The organism is Xanthomonas sp. CPBF 426 (assembly GCF_903989465.1).
Taxonomy (GTDB): Bacteria; Pseudomonadota; Gammaproteobacteria; order Xanthomonadales; family Xanthomonadaceae; genus Xanthomonas; species Xanthomonas euroxanthea.
This window is the reverse complement of sequence record NZ_LR861805.1, coordinates 3,295,378-3,312,075: the sequence shown is the minus strand read 5'-3', so window position 1 is coordinate 3,312,075 and position 16,698 is coordinate 3,295,378. Positions and strand designations below refer to the sequence as shown.

Sequence of the window (16,698 nt, the reverse complement as noted above, 5' to 3'; positions counted from 1 at the left end):
GCATGCAGACGTCCGGCCCCGCCCAGCTGCCGTTGGCAGCAGACCGCCTGACGGTGGTGATTGCGGCCTATAACGAGGAGACCAGCATTCCGCAGCTGCACCCGCGCCTGTGCGCAGTGCTGGCGGGCTTGCACGGCGTGCAGACGCATGTGCTGTATGTCGATGATGGCAGCAGCGACGGCACCTGGAGCGTGTTGCAGGGGCTTGCCGATGCCGACCCGCAGGTGAGCGCGGTGCGGCTGTCGCGTAATTTCGGCAAGGAAGTGGCCATTTCTGCCGGCCTGGACCATGTGTTGCCCGGTGCGGTGGTGCTGCTCGATGCCGATGGACAGGACCCGCCGGAGCTGATTCCCGAATTCGTCGCGCTGTGGCGCGCCGGTTACGACAACATCTTCGGCACGCGGATTTTTCGCGAGGGCGAGAGCTGGTTGAAGCGCAGCGCGGCGCATGCGTTCTATCGGGTGATCCGGCAGTTGTCGCGCACGCCGATTCCCGCCGATACCGGGGATTTCAGACTGCTGTCGCCGCGGGTGGTGGAGGCCTTACAGCAGCTGCGCGAGCGCCACCGTTTCATGAAGGGGCTGTTTGGCTGGGTCGGGTTTCGCCAGGTGGCGCTGCCGTATCGGCGTGCGCCGCGGCTGTCGGGGCGCAGCAAGTTCACGGTGTGGCGGCTGTGGAACTTCGCGCTGGATGGCATCACCAGTTTTTCCACCGTGCCACTGCGCGCGGCGACCTATCTGGGCTTGCTTACCGCGCTGGTGGCATTCCTGTTTGGCGGCTGGGTGGTGATCAAGGCGGCGCTGATGGGCGACCCGGTGGCCGGCTGGCCGACCATGATGTCGGTGATCCTGTTCCTTGGCGGCATCCAGCTGATTGCCCTGGGCCTGATCGGCGAATACCTGGGCCGGTTGTATGACGAGGCCAAGCAGCGTCCGCTGTACCTGGTCGATACCCACCGCGGCGTGGTGGGAGTAGTCTGCGACCACCAGACCAAGCGCGGAGCGGGCCATGCAGACCGTACGACAGCTATTGGGGACCAAACAGGTTGAGGTATTCGCCGTGGCGGCAGACGCTGCAGTGATCGAGGCGATCCGGATGATGGCCGAGAAAGGCATCGGCGCGGTATTGGTGATGGACGGACCACGGCTGGTCGGCATCGTGTCCGAGCGCGATTACGCGCGCAAGGTGGTGTTGCGCGACCGCGCTTCATCGACCACCAGCGTTGCCGAGATCATGAGCACCCAGGTGGTGACGGTGTCGCCGTCGGACACGGTGGAGCGCTGCATGCAGTTGATGACCGACGGACGCTTTCGGCATCTGCCGGTGCTGGACGGGGGGCGCGTGCAGGGCGTGATTTCCATCGGCGATCTGGTCAAGGCGGTGATTGAGCGCCAGCAGCACGATATCGATCAATTGCAGCGTTACATCGCCAGCTAGAGCCGTGCCGGCTGGGTCCCCTGCGTCTTGCCTTGGACAACTGCTGCCCGACATCCCTTGAGGAGTGTGGCGGGCAAAAAGATCGGCTTTAGGGCGCTTGATGTGCAGCCTGCTGCAGGGCCCTTGCCCGCCCACCATCGCAGGACACGCCGCAAGTACGTCCTTGTAGGCTCTTACGCGGCATCCATGCCGCGTAAGGTCCCGCGACGGTGAGCGGGCAAGGACCTATCGAGATGGTCGGTGCGCATGGGTAAGAGCAGTGCGGGATGGACCCTGTTCGCTCATGACGTATCGGCTCCACGTCTGATGCACACCGCACTACAGACAGCTTTTCACAAGAGCGCCGACCAACTGTCTGGTGCGGTGTCCTTGCCGGTTGCAGGACCGTATAGCGGCAGGGATGCCGCCACCGAGCTTCCAAGGACGAATTCACGGCGCGTCCTGCGAGCGGTGAGGTGCCGCGCACGACTCACCGAGCGTTTGCCTGAGCATCCTGACTGCAAGAACCGATGACGCTGTTCGCCATCGCTGCGTGTGTCTGTTGTGAAGTGCACCCGTCAAAGAAAGTGCATACGCTCAACACGTAGCCACCATCGCTGCAGCGTTTGGCAGATTTGCTGGTCGCCCAAGGTCTTGCCGCGAGCTTACTTCGCGAACTTGCCACCGCAGTCGCTGTCCTTGCCGGGACCCGGTTCGAAGGTCGCGAGCAAGGCGGCGGGCGGGGCGATCATGCCCAGGCCGACTGCAAGCGCGCCACGCAGGCCCAACGCCTTGAAGTCGGGACGGAAGGTCGGGTCCTTGAAGCTGCCGCCGATCCGCAACGGCGAGCGCAGGCTCAGGATGCTGCGGTCTTTCGGGCGCGGGCGCAGCAGCAGGTCCAGCGTCTCGTCCTTCAAGCTGATGCTGCCTTCGCCAACGATGATGGTGTCGGTGCTGTCGAAGGCCAGCGCACGCGATTGCATCAGGCCGTCCTGCACCCCGAAGTCGCCGAAGATGCAGCGCACCGGAATCTGACGGTCCTTGGTGACCAGATATTTCAGCGACTCGGCGATATCCAGCCCGGCCAGTTCCATGATCAGGTTGCCGACATGCCCACGGCCCATGCCGACGCCGATTGTGCCGTCGGCGGTACCGAGCATCGCGCCGATCGAGTTGCCGCGGCCACGCAGATCGAACTCGCCGCCGATGGCACCCGAGGCCTGCTTGGCAAGCGTCGTGTCGGGGAACAGCTGATCCAGCCGGATGCCGCGAAGGCCGGCCTTGAGCTGCGTGGTGATCACCTCGTTGCGCGCATCCATGCGGATGGTGGAGCGGATGTCGCCGCCCGCAACGCCGAAGTTGAGCGGATCCAGCTGCAGCAGACCGTCCTTCAAGGTCAGTGAGGCGTCCATGTCGTCCAGCGGCCACGACGGCGCATTGATGCGCTGCGCGCGCCAGCGCACCTGCGCATCCATCGCACGCAGCTTGGACAGGTCATAAGGCGTGCTGGGCAGCACGCGGGCGCTGGCTGCGAGTTGTGCGGCCTGCTTTTTCTGTTCGGCGTTTGCCGACTCGTTCGCGCCGGTCTTCGGCGGTGCGCCGACAAAGCCTGCCAGGTCGTCGAAATCCAGGCGTTTGGACGCCAGATCCGCACGCAGGAACGGACGCTTGTTGCGCAGGTCCACTTCCGCGGCACCTGACAGATCGCTATCGCCGGCGGTGCCGGTGAACTTTTCGTAGCGCCAGAGCTGGCCGTTGCGGCGCAGATGACCATCGAGCTTGTACGGCGGCGTCGACGGCATGGCTACGCCGGTCAGCGGATACAGATCCTGCATGTCCTGACCGCTGAGTGCCATTTGCAGATCGAAGACCTGGAACTGGAACGGGTTGGTCAAGGTGCCGCGCACGTGCGTGCGGGTGGCGCCGGCGCTGCCGCGCAGATCGATACGGAACGGATGCTCGCTCTGACTCAGCTCCAGCGGCGAGGCGGTGTTGCCCTTGAGCGTGAAGGGATAGCCCTTCCAGCGGCCCTTGCCATCGATGCCGATGGGCGCCGCACGCTGGTCGCTGCTCGGCGGGGCGAGGCTGTTGATTGCCACGTCCACATCCGAGCGATTGGCTGCATCGATGTATTGCAGGCGCCCGTTGTTCACCAGCAGGCGGCCAAGGCGCGGCATGGTGCCATCGCCATCGTCCTGATCGAAGACCCAGTTGCCGGGATGGGTGTCGTCGCCGGCTTCCAGCAGGACGGCCGGGTGATCCAGACGGATTTCCGGCAGACGCAGCTTGCCGCGCAGCAGCGGCCACAACTCGACATCGATCTCGGCCGAGTTGAGCTCGGCCATCGGCCCGCGCTTTGACCATGCCGCATTGGCCAGGCTAAGCCGATTGCCGCGCACCGTGGTCGTGCGGCCCAGCTTCACATCCAGATAGCCGAGGTGGAATTCGCGACCGGTCTTGGCACTGACCAGGCGCTCGACCGGGCCACGCAGCCAGTTCCACTGGAACAGCAGCACGAAGACCACCACGATGGCGGCGACGATGGCGAACCCGGCCAGCCAGCGTCGACGACGTGGCGTGGCGGAAGGAGATGCAGCTGAGGTGTCGGTCACGTTGTTCACGCGGGCCATGGTTGGCGATGGCTCGTGCACGGCGCGCGAACGCGCCGCAGATGGTGCCTCACATGACCTGCGCAATCACCGCAACGAAGTGGCAAGCGCTGCCGGCCAGCACGAACAGGTGCCAGATTGCATGGAAATAGCGCTGGGTGTCGCGCTGGTAGAAATACGTGCCCAGCGTATAGAAGAGTCCGCCGGCCAGCAGCCAGCACAGAGACCAGGTATCGACCGAGCGCAGTAAGGGCTGGATTGCCACGACGATCAGCCAGCCCATCGCCAGATACAGCACCGTCGACAACAGGCGGAAACGACCGGTGAAGAACAGCTTGAAGATCACCCCGGCGGCGGCAATCGTCCAGATCGCGGCAAACAATCCCCAGCCCCAGGAGTCACGCAGATTGATCAGCGTGAACGGGGTATAGGTCCCGGCGATCAACAGATAGATCGCGCAGTGATCGAGCACCTGCAGGCGGGCCTTGGCGCCCGGATGCGGAATGGCATGAAAGAGCGTGGAGGCGACGTACAGCAGTACCAGGGTGGCGCTGAAGACGATGGAGGTGGCCAGTTGCCAGCCATCGCCATAGATGGCGGCCAGCGTGATCAGCACCGAGCCGCCAGCCAATGCAGCAATGGCACCCAGGCCGTGGGTCACGGCGCTGGCTATCTCGTCGCGCAGGTCGGTCGAGGGGGAGGCGTCTGCGTTCATGCCAAAAAGGTACCGCAATTGCGAGCAATTCGCATCGCCGGCAGGTGCGGTTGCGCGCCTTGGTTCAAGCCGCGGTCAATCGATCGCCCTGGCATGCGCATGCTCGCGCGTGGCAGAGAAACGTACGTCCGGCGCGCGTTCCTGCGCCAGCTGCAGGTTCACCCGCGTCGGGGCGAGATAGACCAGCTGGCCGGCGGCGTCGATGCCCAGATTGCCGGCATTTTTCTCGCGGAACTCTTCCAGCTTCCTGGCGTTGTCGCAATGCACCCAGCGCGCGGTGGTGACGCTCACCGGTTCGAAGATCGCATCCACGCCGTATTCGTCCTTGAGCCGGTAGGCCACCACGTCGAACTGCAGCACACCCACTGCGCCCAGGATCAGGTCGTTGCTCATCAACGGGCGGAAGAACTGCGTGGCGCCTTCTTCGGACAGCTGCGCCAGGCCCTTTTGCAACTGCTTGAGCTTGAGCGGGTCGCGCAGGCGTGCACGCCGGAACAGTTCCGGTGCGAAGTTGGGAATGCCGGTGAACGACAGCGATTCGCCTTCGGTGAACGTGTCGCCGATGGAGATGGTGCCGTGGTTGTGGATGCCGATGACATCGCCCGGCCAGGCTTCGGCGGCGATCTCGCGGTCGGAGGCCATGAAGGTCAGCGCATTGGCCAGCTTGACGTCCTTGCCGCTGCGCACGTGCAATGCCTTCATGCCGGCGGTGAACTTGCCCGAGCACACGCGCATGAAGGCCACGCGGTCGCGATGCTGCGGGTCCATGTTGGCCTGGATCTTGAAGACGAAGCCGCTGAGCTTGGCCTCGGTCGCCTCGACCCGGCGGCCGGTGGTGTCGCGTGCCTGCGGTGGCGGTGCGTGCTCGACGAAGAAATCCAGCAGTGGTTGCACGCCGAAGTTGTTGACGCCCGAGCCGAAGAACACCGGCGTCTGCTGGCCGGCGCGGTACGCCTGCAGGTCGAACGGATTGCTGGCGCCTTGCACCAGTTCCAGTTCGTCGCGCAGTTCGGCCAGCATCTGTGCGCCGATCTTTTCGGCCAGGCCCGGGGCATCCAGCGACGGGAAGATGGTCGAATCCTGGCGGGTGAAGTTGCGGCCCTGTTCGTACAGGTGCACCTCGCCGGTGATCAGGTGCACCACGCCCTTCAGGCGCTGGCCCATGCCGATCGGCCAGGTGACCGGGGCGCACTGGATGCCGAGCACGGTTTCGACTTCATCCAGCAGGTCGATCGGGTTCTTGCCCTCGCGATCGAGCTTGTTGATGAAGGTCATGATGGGGGTGTCACGCAGGCGGCAGACTTCCATCAGCTTGATGGTGCGTTCTTCCACGCCCTTGGCGACGTCGATGACCATCAGCGCCGAGTCCACGGCGGTCAGCACCCGGTAGGTGTCCTCGCCGAAGTCGGCGTGGCCGGGGGTGTCGAGCAGATTGACGATCTTGCCCTCGTACGGGAACTGCATCACCGAGGAGGTGACCGAGATACCGCGCTCCTTTTCCAGCGCCATCCAGTCCGAGGTGGCGTGACGGGCGGCCTTGCGGCCCTTGACCGAGCCGGCCATCTGGATCGCACCCCCGAACAGCAGCAGCTTTTCGGTCAGCGTGGTCTTGCCCGCATCGGGGTGGGAAATGATGGCGAAGGTGCGGCGGCGCGCGGCTTCGTTGGAGACGTCGGACATGGGCTGAGCGCGCCCGGTCGGACGCCTGCGGAAACTGAGGAAGCCGGTGATTATAGCGGCTTCGCCGCGGCGGGCCTCTGTGGCCCTGGCCTGGGCCTTGCCGGTCGGTAGCCCGGCGCTCGCCGGGCGGCCGTCACTCACGGTGCCGGCGAGGGGAACTGCAATTCGCCCTGGGGGCCCAGCATCCGGAACGGCAACGCGATCAGGCGCAGGTCCGCATTGCGCTGGAGCGCGAAATGCAGGTGCGGGGCGGTGCTGTAGCCGGTATTGCCAGAGGCGCCCAGGCGCTCGCCGGTGCGCACCACCTGGCCCGGGCGCACCGCCACGCCATCGGGCGCCAGATGGGCATAGATGGCCATGCTGCCGTCGGCATGCAGCACCCGCACCAGGTTGCCGCCGGCGGCGGCCTGGTCCTGCGGGCCGCCTTCGATGACATCCTGCCGCACCTCCATCACCACGCCCTCGCGCGCTGCCAGCACCGGCGTGCCCTGCGGCAATGCAAAGTCCACCGCATACCAGTTGGGCGCATCGGCATGGCTGAAGGCCCCGCCGAAGCCCTGGTCCACGCGTATCGGCGCATCGCGGAATGGGAGCCGGTAGCGCACCTGCTGCTGCGGGCGGGCCTGCGGATCGCCGGGCACCAGATCGAGCGTGAGTCCCAGGCCGGCCAGGCTGCGCTGGTTGCTGGCCGGATACAGCCGGGCGAGCAGCCGGCGCTCGTGTGCCGCCAGTTGCACCGTCAGCGGCAATGCCGGCACGGCGCGATAGTCCTCGCTGGGCGGTGCGCTCAGCTGCACCTGTGCGGGTCCGGCCAGCGGGTTGCTGACCCAGGCCAGGTAAGCCGGAGCCTGCCACTCCAGTTGCAGTGACGGGCCGATGTCTGCCGATGCAGCCGCAGTCTGCGCAGCTGCGACCGCTGGCGAGCTCGCAGGCGTGTTCGCGGCACCGGGCCAATGCCAGCGCAGCTGCGCGTTGGTCGGCGCGATACACGCCAGGGCCGCAATGATGAAAGACCGGGCGAGGGCGGTCGGGGTGCTGCGAGACACGTGGTGGGGCACGTGATCGGCTCAACTCAAGGGGCCTCAAGTATGCGGTCCATCACAGGCCGGAGTGGTATCGGATGAAAATATATCTTTCCATCCGCATGAAGAGATTGACATCGCAAAAAAGCGGTGGCATCTTGGCTCCACCATCGAGACCGGCGGAGGGACAGGCCCTTTGATGCCGGGGCAGCCAGCGGAGCGCGCAAGCGCCCGCGTTTGGTGCCAAATCCTGCGGGGACCACCGCGTCCGCCGAAAGATGGTTCGAATCGTGCCTTGCGCACGTCGAACGCGAGCTCCCGCGAAGCTCGATGGCCGATCCACCCCGGATACCGCCATGAGCCTCGTGAATACAGCATCGCCGTCCACACCCGATTACATCGATATACCCGCTGCCACTGATGACGGCGTGCTTGCCGTGCGCGGCGAACTGGTCATTGCCTTGCCGATGCGCCATGCCGGCATGCGCGAGCTGCGGCTGCGCTATGAACTGGTCGGCGCTGCCAGTGCACCGGTGGTGTTCGTGGCCGGCGGGATTTCCGCGCATCGCCATCTGGCCGCCAGCGGCCTGTTCCCCGAGAAGGGCTGGGTGGATGGCCTGGTCGGTACCGGCCGCGCGCTGGATCCGGCCTCGCGGCGCCTGTTGTCGTTCGATTTTCTCGGCGCCGACGGCACGCTGGATGCGCCGATCGATACCGCCGACCAGGCCGATGCGATCGCCGCGTTGCTGGATGCGCTGGGTATCGCGCGGTTGCACGGCTTCGTCGGCTACTCGTATGGCGCGCTGGTCGGCCTGCAGTTCGCCAGCCGCCATGCTGCCCGCGTCGGCACCCTGGTTGCGGTCAGTGGTGCGCATCGCGCGCATCCGTATGCCGCCGCCTGGCGCGCACTGCAGCGCCGTGCGGTGGCGCTGGGCCAGCTGCAATGTGCCGAAAATCATGGGCTGGCACTGGCACGGCAGTTCGCCATGCTCAGCTACCGCACCCCGGAAGAATTCAGCGAGCGCTTCGACGCGCCGCCGGAAGTGATCAACGGCCGCGTGCGCGTGGCCGCCGAAGACTACCTGGATGCCGCCGGCGCGCAGTACGTCGCGCGCACCCCGGTGACCGCCTACCTGCGGCTGTCCGAATCCATCGACCTGCATCGCATCGACCCGGCGCAGGTACGCGTGCCCACCGTCGTCGTTGCGGTGGAGGGCGACCGCCTGGTGCCGCTGGCCGACCTGGTCAGCCTGGTCGAAGGCCTGGGGCCGCGCGGCAGCCTGCGCGTATTGCGCTCGCCGTACGGCCACGACGCCTTCCTGAAAGAAATCGATCGCATCGACGCGATCCTCGCCACTGCCCTTCGCCCCACCGGAGAAACCGCATGAGCTTTCGTGACCCCGCCGACGCCCCCTGTACCGCCGCCACTGCCGCCGTCCGCGCCGGCATCGACCGCGACACTGCCTATGGCGCGGTGACGCCGCCGATCGTGCTGTCGTCGAATTTCTCCTTCGACGGTTTCGGCAACAAGCGCCAGTACGACTACACCCGCAGCGGCAACCCGACCCGTGACCTGCTCGGCGAAGCGCTGGCCGAGCTGGAAGGTGGCGCCGGCGGGGTGATCACCTCCACCGGCATGGGCGCGATCAACCTGGTGCTCAATGCGTTGCTGCAGCCGGGCGACACCCTGGTGGTGCCGCACGATGCCTACGGCGGCAGCTGGCGGCTGTTCAATGCGCTGGCCAAGAAGGGCCACTTCGCGCTGATCACCGCCGACCTCACCGACCCGCGTTCGCTGGCCGATGCATTGGCGCAGTCGCCCAGGCTGGTGCTGATCGAAACCCCGTCCAACCCGCTGTTGCGCATCACCGATCTGCGTTTTGTCATCGAGGCGGCAAAGAAGGCTGGTGCGCTGACCGTGGTGGACAACACCTTCCTGTCGCCGGCACTGCAGAAGCCGCTGGAGTTCGGCGCGGACCTGGTGCTGCACTCCACCACCAAGTACATCAACGGCCACAGCGATGTGGTGGGCGGTGCGGTGGTCGCGCGCGATGCCGAGCTTCACCAGCAGCTGGTGTGGTGGGCCAATGCGCTGGGCCTGACCGGGTCGCCGTTCGATGCCTTCCTCACCTTGCGCGGCCTGCGCACGCTGGATGCGCGCCTGCGCGTGCACCAGGAAAACGCCGACGCGATCGCCGAGCTGCTGGACGGCCATGCGGTGGTCAATCAGGTGTATTTCCCCGGCCTGGCTGCGCATCCGGGTCATGCGCTGGCCGCGCGCCAGCAGAAGGGCTTCGGCGCGATGATGAGTTTCGAGCTCGATGGTGGCGAAGCTGCGGTGCGCGCGTTCGTCGATGGCCTGCGCTACTTCACCCTGGCCGAGTCGCTGGGCGGTGTGGAAAGCCTGATCGCGCATCCGGCCTCGATGACGCATGCGGCGATGACCGCCGAAGCACGCGCTGCCGCCGGGATTTCCGATGGCCTGCTGCGGCTGTCGATCGGGATCGAATCGGCCGAGGATCTGTTGATCGACCTGCGCGCCGGCCTGGCGCGTGCCGAAGCGACGCTGACCACCGCAAGCCGCAAACAGGTCGACGCGTGAGCACCGTGCTGCCTGTTTCGCGCCGCGCTTCGGCGGCAGCGGTGACGCCGACACCACGGCTGGCCCTGCTGGGCACCGGGACGGTGGGGCGCGCGTTCGTGGCGCGCTACACCGCGCTGCAGGAGCGCCAGCTGCAGTTGCCGCGCTTCGACTGGCTGGCCAATTCGCGGATTGCCCACGATTGCGGCACCAGCGCCGCGCAGGCCTTGCAACAGGCAAACGCCGCGCCGCGTGGCCAGGCCGTGCTGCAACCCTGGGCAGAGACCACCGCCTTGCGTGCCGGCGATTTGCTGGTGGACGCGACCGCCAGCGATGTCGTTGCCGATTGGCACGTGGAATGGCTGCTGCGTGGCGTGCACGTGGTCACTGCCAACAAGCTGGGCCAGGGCACCGCGTTGTCGCGCGCGCAGGCCTTGCACGCGGCACGTCACGCCAGTGGTGCGCACTACGGCGACAGCGCCACCGTCGGGGCGGGGCTGCCGGTGTTGAGCAGCGTGCGCGCGCTGGTGGCGGGCGGCGACCATATCCATTCGATCGAAGGCGTGTTGTCCGGGTCGCTGGCCTGGCTGTTCCATCGCTACGACGGCAATGGTGCGTTTTCCGATTGCGTGCGTGAGGCGATGGCGGCCGGCTATACCGAGCCGGATCCGCGCATCGACCTGTCGGGCGAGGACGTGCGGCGTAAGTTGCTGATCCTGGCACGCGCGGCGGGCTGGCAGCTGGAAGCCGACCAGGTGCATGTGGAATCGCTGGTGCCCACGCGCATTGCGCGGCTGCCGCTTGACGCATTGGATGCGCAGCTGGACGCGCTGGATGAGGTCGTCGGCGCGCGCTGGCAGCAGGCGCGCGCTGCAGGACGCTGCCTGCGCTTTGTGGGCCGCGTGGATGCGCATGGCGCCAGCGTCGGCTTGCGCGAGCTGGCGCTGGATCACCCGCTCGCCGGTGGCGCCGGTACCGATAACCGTGTGGCCATCAGCAGTGATCGCTATCGCCAGCAGCCCCTGCTGATCCAGGGGCCGGGCGCGGGCGCGGAGGTGACTGCGGCGGCGTTGCTGGATGATGTGTTGCGGATTGTGGCCGGGTAGTAGGGAAAGAACGCGGACAGGCGCTGCCTTCGCCTGAGGGCCGCTGCCGGTGCGCGTGCAGTCGGTGGCATCATCGGCTGCACGGCTGGTCCGCTGTCCGTTCTATACGTTGCAAACGCATCGCAGCTGCAGCTCGCCCGTTCGCGGGCTGCAGCTTCACAGATGCGTTGGTCATGCCGATCGCTTTGCCGTCGGCACTGCTTACTGCGCAATCGCCTTCAGCAACGCGGCATTGAAACGTGTCGGGTCCTGCACCTGCGGCGAGTGGCCGAGGTCGGCGAACTCGACCAGCGTCGCGTTCGGGATCGCTTCCGCTGCCCGCTTGCCCAGCTTGGTGTAATCGCCAACCCGTGCCTTGACCTCGGGCGGCGCGGTGTCCTTGCCGATCGCGGTGCGGTCCTTGAGGCCGATGAACAAGGTGGTGGGCACGGCCAGCTTGGGCAGTTCGTAGACCACCGGTTGGTTGAACACCATGTCGTAGGTCAGCGCCTGGTTCCAGGCGACCGCCTGCCTGCCGTTGCCCAGCGACATGCCGGCCTGCATGCGCGCCCAGCGCTCGAACTCGGGCTTCCACTGGCCGGCGTAATAGACCTCCATCTGATACTTCTTGATGCGCTCGAAACTGATCTTCAGTTCGTTGTCGTACCACGCATCGACGCTGCGCCACGGAATGCCTTCGGCCTTCCAGTCTTCCAGGCCAATCGGGTCGACCAATGCCAGGTGCTCGGTGGCCTGCGGATACATCAGTGCATAGCGGATGGCGAGCATGCCGCCCATTGAATGACCGACCACCACGGCACGTTCGATGCCCAGCTTCTTCAGCAGTGCCTGCGTATTGTCGGCCAGCTGCGCGAAGGAAAACTGATAGGCGGCCGGTTTGCTGGATTTGCAGAAGCCGACCTGGTCCGGCGCGATGACGCGATAGCCGGCCTTGCTCAGTGCGGCAATGCTCTGCTCCCAGGTGGCGGCGCAGAAGTTCTTGCCGTGCAGCAGTACGGCGGTACGCCCGTTGGGCTTGCCGGTGGGCGCGACATCCAGGTATGCCATTTCCAGCGGCTGCTGTTGCGAGGTGAACGCGAAGGTCTTGACCGGGTAGGGGTAGTCGAAGCCCTCCAGGCGTGGGCCATAGCGGGTTTCCTGCGCCATCAGGGGGCCGCAGGCAAGGGCAAGGGCGAGAGTGCAGGCAAGCTGTCGCATCGCGATCTCCGTCGGAATCCAGCGTCAGACGGTACACGGGGAAATGTCGTGGGGACGTACAGCGTCGCTGCGCCGGGTGGACAGGCATGGCGCGGCCCAGGGCCGCGCCCGGCTCAGCATTCGATGACGTTCACCGCCAGCCCGCCGCGGCTGGTTTCCTTGTACTTGTCCTGCATGTCGCGGCCGGTGTCGCGCATGGTCTTGATGACCTTGTCCAGCGACACCTTGTGCTTGCCGTCGCCGCGCATGGCCATGCGGCTGGCGTTGATCGCCTTGACCGCGCCCATCGCGTTGCGTTCGATGCACGGGATCTGCACCAGGCCGCCGATCGGGTCGCAGGTCAGGCCCAGGTTGTGTTCCATCCCGATTTCCGCGGCATTCTCGATCTGCCCGGGGTTGCCGCCCAGCGCGGCGACCAGGCCACCGGCCGCCATCGAGCAGGCCACGCCCACTTCGCCCTGGCAGCCGACCTCGGCGCCGGAAATGGAGGCGTTCTCTTTGTAGAGAATGCCGATGGCCGCAGCGGTGAGCAGGAAGTCGAAGATGCGCTGCTCGGACGCGCCGGGGCAGAAACGGTCGAAGTAATGCAGCACCGCCGGGATGATGCCGGCCGCGCCGTTGGTGGGCGCGGTGACCACACGGCCACCAGCCGCGTTTTCTTCGTTGACGGCCAGGGCGTACAGGTTGACCCAGTCCAGCGTGGTCAGCGGATCGCGCATCGCCGCTTCCGGTTTGGAGGAGAGCTCGCGATACAGGGCCGGCGCGCGCCGCGAGACGTTCAGGCCGCCGGGCAGTGTGCCTTCCTGGCGGATGCCGCGCTCCACGCAGGACTGCATTGCCGCCCACAGCTCGCGCAGGCCGGCGCGAATCTCGTCCTCGCTGCGCCAGCTCTTTTCGTTTTCGAACATCAGCGCGGCGATGCTCAGGCCACTGCGCGCGCATTGCGCGAGCAGTTCGTCGCCACTGAGGAAGGGGTAGGGCAGCGGCGTTTCGTCGGCCACGATGCGGTCGTCGGCGGCATCGTCCTGGTTGACCACAAAACCGCCACCGACCGAGTAGTAATCGCGCGTGGCGATCACCGCCTCATCGGCGTCGTAGGCGGTAAAGCGCATGCCGTTGGTGTGGTACGGCAGCTTCTGCCGCTTGTTCATCGGCAGGTCGCGCTTTTCGTCGAAGGCGATGGCGTGCTGGCCCATCAGGCTGATGCGCTTGCTGGCGCGGATGCGCTCCAGCGTGGCCGGGATGATGTCCGGGTCGATCAGGTTGGGGCGGTGGCCCTCCAGGCCGAGCAGCACGGCCTTGTCGGTGCCATGGCCGCGGCCGGTCAGGGCCAGCGAGCCGAAGACTTCGGCGCGGATGCGCACCACATCGGGCAGGCGGCCGGCATCGAGCAGCCAGCGATGCACGAAGCGCTCGGCGGCGCGCATCGGCCCCACGGTGTGAGAGGAACTCGGACCGATGCCGATCTTGAACAGGTCGAACGTGCTGACAGCCATGCTTGCCGGAGAGGTGAGCGTAAAGGCGGCTATTCTAGTCGGTCGGCGATTGCGGCACGGCTGCAGCGCAGCATGAGACCTCCCGATGGCCTTGATCCTGTACCAGCGCGACGACTGCCACCTGTGCGACCAGGCCGTGGAAGTGCTGGCGCAGGCACGCGCTGGCGAGTTCAGCAGCGTCTTCATCGACGGCGATGCGGCGCTTGAGGCCGCTTATGGGGAGCGTGTGCCGGTGCTGTGCGATGCGGATGGGCGCGAGCTGGACTGGCTGTTCGACAGCCGGCGGTTGCGCGAGTGGCTGGATGCCGGCACGCGATGATGCGGCGTGCGCGCACTCGGCACGCGCCAGATGTGGATTCTGAGCGGCTGAAAACGACGTCGCGCCGGTCTGGTGCGGAGCGGATGATCTGGGCCTTCGCTGCAAGGCGGCCGATCTGCTGCTTGGCTGCCGGACCCTTGCCCGCCCACCATCGCGGGACACGCCGCAAGTACGTCCATGTAGGCTCTTACGCGGCATCCATGCCGCGTAAGAGCCCGCGACGGCGGGCGGACAAGGGCCAGTCGAGCTGGTCGGTGTGTATGGTTTTCAACAGAGCCATCGGCAAAGTTTCTGGTGCGGTGTCTTCGCCGGTTGCGGGACCGTGTGGCGGCACGGATGCCGCCACCGAGCCCAGGGACGGGTTCACGGCGTGTCCCGCGAGCGTTGAGGGCGCCGCGCCCTCGACCGATTTCGCCTGAACTTCGAGCTGTCGATGCTGTTCCGCGACCAGGCGGCCAAGGCTGAACTGGCCGGCTTCAGCGTTTGACCTTGGCTTTTGACTGCACCCAACAAGATGGGGCCAACAAACTCATTTTGTCGGCCGCCCGTTCAGCCGTACCCGGGGTGGATGCCGAGTCTAGCTGTCGCGCGGTGTCATCCAGCCGCCAGACATAAAAAAACGGCGGACCCGACGAGGTAGTCCGCCGTTCAATGGCCGCGTCCGGTTGCGGCCGGTGGCGTTACTTCGCCTTGAACACGACCTTGGTGCTGATCGCGGTTTCATTGGGGATGGTCTTGGTATCGGCCCAGTCGCCGCCGCCCACGCCGAAGTCCAGGCGCTTGACCGTCGCCTTGCCGGCCAGCACCGGCTGCGCGCCCGGGGTCCAGGTGAAGGTCAGCGTGACCGGCTTGCTGACGCCGCGCAGCTCCAGGGTGCCGTCGGCGGCGTACTGGTTGCCGCCGAGTGCGCGGAACTTGTCGGCGCGGTAGCGCGCGGTGGCGAACTTGGCGACGTTGAAGAAATCCGGGCCCTGCAGGGTCGAATCACGGTCGTTGTTGCCGCTGACGGCGCTGGCCAGCGGGATGCGCACATCGAGCTTGGCGCCGGCCAGGTTGGCCGGGTCGAAATGCAGCGTGGTGTCGAAACCGGGGAACTTGCCGGTGAAGACTTCGCCGTCGTACTTGCTGGCAAACACCAGCGACGAGCCGGGCGCCTGCACGTAGTCGGCAGCGAGGACCGGGGCGGCGGCGAACGTGGCCACCAGGGACGCGGCGACCAGCAGGGGAGAGGCGAACAACCTGGACGACATTGGGGAATCCTTTAAGTTTTGGAAGAGAGCCAACCGCGCGGCAGCATCCGCACCAGGGTGGCGTCACGCTGGAACAGGTGGTGGTAGAGCGCGGCGCCGGCATGCGCCAGCACCACGGCAATCAACAACCAGAAGCCCCACTCGTGGATGAAGTGCGCAATCGCGCGCAATTGTTCGTCCGGCGGGCTGAGCTTGGGGACGGCGAACAGGCCAAACCAGCGGAACGGGCGCAGGCCGCTGGTGGAGTCGTACAACCAGCCCGACAGCGGCATTGCGAAGATCATCGCGTACAGCAGCCAGTGGGTCAGCCCGGCGATGCGTTCCTGCCAGCGCGGGGTGCCGGCCACCGGCGGCGGCGCGCCCGCGTAGACGCGCCAGCCCAGCCGGACGACCACCAGTGCCAACACGGTCAGGCCCACCGATTTGTGCGCGGTGTAGACCCAGAAGTATTTCGGCGTCTTGGGCAATTCGCCCATGGTGAGGCCGACGATGCCCAGCACCAGGATCAGCAGTGCGATCAGCCAGTGCAGGGTCTGGCTGACACCGCCCCAACGTTCGACGTTCTTCAGGGTCATGCTCAGGATTCCGGGCTGGTGGCAGTGTCGGCGGCGGGTGCGTTTTGTGGCTGCGGCGCGTCGTCGTCGGCGCGGCCTTCGCGCACGGCTTCGGCTTCGATGCGCAGTTCCACCGTATCGCCGATCATCGATTTCCACGCGTCGATGCCGAACTCCGCACGGCTCAGCGTGGCCGTGGCCGAGAACCCGGCGGTGCGCCGGAACGGCGGCAGCGGATGGCGCTTGAGCGCATTGAGGGTGACATCCAGGGTGACCGGGCGGGTGACCCCGTGCAGGGTCAGATTGCCGGTGACCCTGGCGTGGTTCTGCCCGCTGGCTTCCACCTGCGTGGAGACGAAATGCGCGTCGGGAAACCGCTCGGCGTCGAGTAGGTTGCGTGCCAGCGTGGCCTCGTTCCACTTGGCATCGCCCAGGTCGGCGCGGTGCAGGGGCACGGTGACGTCCAGGCGCGCCGCAGCCCAGTCGTCCGGGTCGAACACCAGCGTGCCGCTGCTTCCGGAAACGGTGCCCAGTGCCTTGGAAAAGCCGGCGTGTTCGACCGCGAACAGCACCCGTGTGTGCACCGGATCCAGCGCGTAACGCACCGGCGCGGCGGTTGCGGCAAGGCTGGTCACGGCCAGGGCGGGAAGCAGCAACAGGCGGGCGAGGGTTGTCATGGGCGGATTCTAGACATATCCCGCTGCAGCGCGCTTGGCTTGCGCTCGCAACGATCCGTTGCGAGCATGCGGGCTG

15 protein-coding genes and 1 riboswitch are annotated in these 16,698 nt (G+C 66.5%); of the genes, 6 read left to right on the top strand and 9 right to left on the bottom strand.

What is annotated here, in order from left to right; all coding sequences use genetic code 11:
* Window positions 1-2: 2 nt before the first annotated feature.
* Together H7A87_RS14210 and H7A87_RS14205 are read left to right on the top strand one after the other, a co-directional pair.
* Window positions 3-1,049, top strand: coding sequence for a glycosyltransferase family 2 protein (locus H7A87_RS14210; RefSeq protein ID WP_119127740.1), 1,047 nt, complete (start codon window positions 3-5; stop codon window positions 1,047-1,049).
* Window positions 1,009-1,437: a CBS domain-containing protein gene (locus H7A87_RS14205; RefSeq protein ID WP_119127742.1), complete on the top strand. Its 429-nt coding sequence runs from the start codon at window positions 1,009-1,011 to the stop codon at window positions 1,435-1,437. The genes H7A87_RS14210 and H7A87_RS14205 overlap by 41 nt, the downstream gene beginning before the upstream one ends.
* Before the next feature lie 644 nt (window positions 1,438-2,081).
* Here the strand turns inward: H7A87_RS14205 and H7A87_RS14200 are convergent.
* From H7A87_RS14200 to H7A87_RS14185, 4 genes are all read right to left on the bottom strand, one after another.
* The gene (locus H7A87_RS14200; protein ID WP_119128009.1) at window positions 2,082-4,037 is read right to left on the bottom strand and encodes an AsmA family protein; all 1,956 of its coding nucleotides are present in this window, start codon (window positions 4,035-4,037) and stop codon (window positions 2,082-2,084) included.
* Between the two features lie 58 nt (window positions 4,038-4,095).
* On the bottom strand, window positions 4,096-4,740 hold the full coding sequence (locus H7A87_RS14195) for a hemolysin III family protein (protein ID WP_115677689.1): 645 nt from the start codon (window positions 4,738-4,740) through the stop codon (window positions 4,096-4,098).
* A 75-nt stretch (window positions 4,741-4,815) separates the two neighbouring features.
* The gene (locus tag H7A87_RS14190; protein WP_104583001.1) at window positions 4,816-6,420 is read right to left on the bottom strand and encodes a peptide chain release factor 3; all 1,605 of its coding nucleotides are present in this window, start codon (window positions 6,418-6,420) and stop codon (window positions 4,816-4,818) included.
* A 137-nt stretch (window positions 6,421-6,557) separates the two neighbouring features.
* Window positions 6,558-7,478, bottom strand: coding sequence for a M23 family metallopeptidase (locus H7A87_RS14185; RefSeq protein WP_119127744.1), 921 nt, complete (start codon window positions 7,476-7,478; stop codon window positions 6,558-6,560).
* 128 nt (window positions 7,479-7,606) lie between these two features.
* Window positions 7,607-7,727, top strand: a riboswitch (SAM riboswitch).
* Between the two features lie 71 nt (window positions 7,728-7,798).
* Between H7A87_RS14185 and H7A87_RS14180 the strand changes: the two genes are divergently transcribed.
* Genes H7A87_RS14180 through H7A87_RS14170 form a run of 3 tightly spaced genes read left to right on the top strand, consistent with a single transcriptional unit; the run spans window position 7,799 to window position 11,129 of the window.
* The gene (locus H7A87_RS14180; RefSeq protein WP_119127746.1) at window positions 7,799-8,830 is read left to right on the top strand and encodes a homoserine O-succinyltransferase; all 1,032 of its coding nucleotides are present in this window, start codon (window positions 7,799-7,801) and stop codon (window positions 8,828-8,830) included.
* Window positions 8,827-10,044: an O-succinylhomoserine (thiol)-lyase gene (locus H7A87_RS14175; protein ID WP_119127748.1), complete on the top strand. Its 1,218-nt coding sequence runs from the start codon at window positions 8,827-8,829 to the stop codon at window positions 10,042-10,044. The genes H7A87_RS14180 and H7A87_RS14175 overlap by 4 nt, the downstream gene beginning before the upstream one ends.
* Window positions 10,041-11,129, top strand: a complete 1,089-nt coding sequence (locus H7A87_RS14170) for a homoserine dehydrogenase (RefSeq protein WP_164740202.1) — start codon at window positions 10,041-10,043, stop codon at window positions 11,127-11,129. The genes H7A87_RS14175 and H7A87_RS14170 overlap by 4 nt, the downstream gene beginning before the upstream one ends.
* A gap of 201 nt (window positions 11,130-11,330) precedes the next feature.
* On the opposite strand, the gene H7A87_RS14165 is transcribed toward H7A87_RS14170, so the two are convergent.
* Both H7A87_RS14165 and H7A87_RS14160 read right to left on the bottom strand, forming a co-directional pair.
* Window positions 11,331-12,326, bottom strand: coding sequence for an alpha/beta hydrolase (locus H7A87_RS14165; protein WP_104583005.1), 996 nt, complete (start codon window positions 12,324-12,326; stop codon window positions 11,331-11,333).
* Between the two features lie 113 nt (window positions 12,327-12,439).
* Window positions 12,440-13,822, bottom strand: a complete 1,383-nt coding sequence (locus H7A87_RS14160; protein WP_119127750.1) for an L-serine ammonia-lyase — start codon at window positions 13,820-13,822, stop codon at window positions 12,440-12,442.
* A gap of 85 nt (window positions 13,823-13,907) precedes the next feature.
* On the opposite strand from H7A87_RS14160, the gene H7A87_RS14155 reads away from it, so the two are divergent.
* Window positions 13,908-14,141 carry a glutaredoxin family protein gene (locus tag H7A87_RS14155; protein WP_119127752.1) on the top strand — a complete coding sequence of 78 codons (234 nt, stop codon included), beginning with the start codon at window positions 13,908-13,910 and terminating at the stop codon, window positions 14,139-14,141.
* A gap of 680 nt (window positions 14,142-14,821) precedes the next feature.
* Here the strand turns inward: H7A87_RS14155 and H7A87_RS14150 are convergent.
* From H7A87_RS14150 to H7A87_RS14140, 3 genes are read right to left on the bottom strand one after another with little or no spacing between them, the layout of a single operon-like run.
* Entirely contained in the window at window positions 14,822-15,391 is a 570-nt protein-coding gene (locus H7A87_RS14150) for a YceI family protein (protein ID WP_119127754.1), read from the bottom strand.
* An 11-nt stretch (window positions 15,392-15,402) separates the two neighbouring features.
* The gene (locus tag H7A87_RS14145) at window positions 15,403-15,966 is read right to left on the bottom strand and encodes a cytochrome b (RefSeq protein ID WP_119127755.1); all 564 of its coding nucleotides are present in this window, start codon (window positions 15,964-15,966) and stop codon (window positions 15,403-15,405) included.
* A gap of 2 nt (window positions 15,967-15,968) precedes the next feature.
* Window positions 15,969-16,622 (bottom strand): YceI family protein, encoded by a 654-nt coding sequence (locus H7A87_RS14140; protein ID WP_119127757.1) that lies wholly within the window; start codon window positions 16,620-16,622, stop codon window positions 15,969-15,971.
* Between the last annotated feature and the right edge of the window lie 76 nt (window positions 16,623-16,698).

Coding starts and splice junctions, on each gene's coding strand:
- H7A87_RS14160 (WP_119127750.1), bottom strand. CDS start 13,822: ATGGCTGTCAGCACGTTCGACCTGTTCAAGATCGGCATCGGTCCGAGT.
- H7A87_RS14195 (WP_115677689.1), bottom strand. CDS start 4,740: ATGAACGCAGACGCCTCCCCCTCGACCGACCTGCGCGACGAGATAGCC.
- H7A87_RS14155 (WP_119127752.1), top strand. CDS start 13,908: ATGGCCTTGATCCTGTACCAGCGCGACGACTGCCACCTGTGCGACCAG.
- H7A87_RS14180 (WP_119127746.1), top strand. CDS start 7,799: ATGAGCCTCGTGAATACAGCATCGCCGTCCACACCCGATTACATCGAT.
- H7A87_RS14145 (WP_119127755.1), bottom strand. CDS start 15,966: ATGACCCTGAAGAACGTCGAACGTTGGGGCGGTGTCAGCCAGACCCTG.
- H7A87_RS14210 (WP_119127740.1), top strand. CDS start 3: ATGCAGACGTCCGGCCCCGCCCAGCTGCCGTTGGCAGCAGACCGCCTG.
- H7A87_RS14150 (WP_119127754.1), bottom strand. CDS start 15,391: ATGTCGTCCAGGTTGTTCGCCTCTCCCCTGCTGGTCGCCGCGTCCCTG.
- H7A87_RS14205 (WP_119127742.1), top strand. CDS start 1,009: ATGCAGACCGTACGACAGCTATTGGGGACCAAACAGGTTGAGGTATTC.
- H7A87_RS14175 (WP_119127748.1), top strand. CDS start 8,827: ATGAGCTTTCGTGACCCCGCCGACGCCCCCTGTACCGCCGCCACTGCC.
- H7A87_RS14190 (WP_104583001.1), bottom strand. CDS start 6,420: ATGTCCGACGTCTCCAACGAAGCCGCGCGCCGCCGCACCTTCGCCATC.
- H7A87_RS14140 (WP_119127757.1), bottom strand. CDS start 16,622: ATGACAACCCTCGCCCGCCTGTTGCTGCTTCCCGCCCTGGCCGTGACC.
- H7A87_RS14165 (WP_104583005.1), bottom strand. CDS start 12,326: ATGCGACAGCTTGCCTGCACTCTCGCCCTTGCCCTTGCCTGCGGCCCC.